Annotated in this window: 1 protein-coding gene; it reads left to right on the top strand. The window is 65.5% G+C overall.

Annotated elements, in window-relative coordinates:
• Positions 1 to 61 precede the first annotated feature (61 nt).
• Positions 62 to 1,708 (top strand): choline dehydrogenase, encoded by a 1,647-nt coding sequence (gene betA / locus ON45_RS10705; RefSeq protein WP_040493794.1) that lies wholly within the window; start codon positions 62 to 64, stop codon positions 1,706 to 1,708.
• Positions 1,709 to 1,840: the final 132 nt, after the last annotated feature.

Below are 1,840 nucleotides of genomic sequence, written 5' to 3'. Positions count from 1 at the left end.
GCGCTCCGTGCGCGAACTGTTCACGAGAACACGGCCCGTGGCCGGACGTAGGATCGGCAGCGTGACGGACTACGACTTCGTGATCGTCGGCGGGGGTTCTGCTGGATGCGCACTGGCCAACCGGTTGAGCGCCGACCCGTCGAATCGCGTACTCGTGCTGGAGGCGGGCCGGCCCGACTACCGCTGGGACGTCTTCATCCACATGCCCGCCGCTCTCACGTATCCGATCGGCAGCCGCTTCTACGACTGGAAATACGAGAGCGAGCCCGAGCCGCACATGAACGGCCGGCGGGTGTACCACGCCCGTGGGAAGGTGCTCGGTGGGTCCAGCAGCATCAACGGGATGATCTTCCAACGGGGCAACCCGATGGACTACGACAAATGGGCTGCGGCGCCGGGCATGTCCGACTGGGACTACGCCCACTGTCTCCCCTACTTCAAGCGGATGGAGAACTGCCTCGCCGGCGGCGACGAGTGGCGCGGCGACGACGGACCGCTCGAACTCGAACGTGGACCGGCGACGAATCCGCTCTTCCAGGCATGGCTCGAAGCCGGACCCCAAGCCGGGTTCCGCCGGACCGATGACGTCAACGGTTTCCGCCAAGAGGGCTTCGCCGCGTTCGACAAGAACGTGCGCCGCGGCCGACGATTGAGCGCGGCGAGGGCGTATCTGCACCCGGTGATGGATCGCCCGAACCTCACCGTGCTCACGCGGGCCATGACCAACCGGATCGTCTTCGACGGGACGCGAGCGGTCGGGGTCGAGTACCACCATTGGCGATCGACCAAGACGGTCACGGCTGGTGAGATCATCAGCTGCGGCGGCGCGTTCAACTCGCCGCAACTGCTGCAACTGTCCGGTGTGGGGTCGGCCGAGCACCTCCGTTCGGTGGGCGTCGACGTGGTAGCGGACGTGCCGGGTGTCGGCGAAAACCTGCAGGATCACCTCGAGGTGTACATCCAGTACGCGTGCACGCAGCCGGTGTCGATGCAGCCTCACCTCGCGAACTGGAGGAAGCCCTGGATCGGCCTGCAATGGCTGTTCCGCAGAGGTCCGGCCGCCACGAACCATTTCGAGGCCGGGGCGTTCGTGAAGAGCAACCCCGACGAGCCGTATCCGAACCTGATGTTCCACTTCCTGCCGATCGCGATCCGCTACGACGGATCGGCGCCGACCGGCGGTCACGGCTACCAGGTCCACGTCGGACCGATGTACTCCGACTCGACCGGCACCGTGAAGATCACCTCGACCGATCCGCGCCGGCATCCGGCGATCCTCTTCAACTACCTGTCGACCGAACGCGACCGGCGCGAGTGGATCGAAGCCGTCCGCACGACGCGGCGGATCCTCACACAACCGGCCTTCGACGAGTTCAACGGCGGCGAGATCTCACCGGGCCCGGACGTCGAAACCGATCAGGAGATCATGGACTGGGTCGCCCGAGACGCCGAGACGGCGCTCCACCCGTCGGGCACCACCAAGCTCGGGACCGATGAGATGTCGGTCGTCGACCCCTCCACGTTTCGCGTGCACGGGGTCGATGGATTGCGGGTCGTCGATGCCTCGGTGTTGCCGATCGTGACCAACGGCAACATCTACGCCCCGACGATGATGGTCGCCGAGAAAGCCGCCGACCTGATCCTCGGCAACACCCCACTCCCCCCGTCCGACGCCGACGTCTACCGCTCCCCCACAGCCTTCTCGTGAACTCCTCCAGCGCTCCACGCGCGAACTGTTCACGAGTTCGTGCCGAATCCCGGTGAAAACGCGAAGAAACCCCAGGCCATCGACCTGGGGTTTCCGAATCGTGGAGCTAAGGAGAATTGAACTCCTGACCTC

The sequence above is a fragment of the Ilumatobacter nonamiensis YM16-303 genome (assembly GCF_000350145.1).
Taxonomy (GTDB): Bacteria; Actinomycetota; Acidimicrobiia; order Acidimicrobiales; family Ilumatobacteraceae; genus Ilumatobacter_A; species Ilumatobacter_A nonamiensis.
This window is presented reverse-complemented; position numbering and strand designations above follow the sequence as displayed.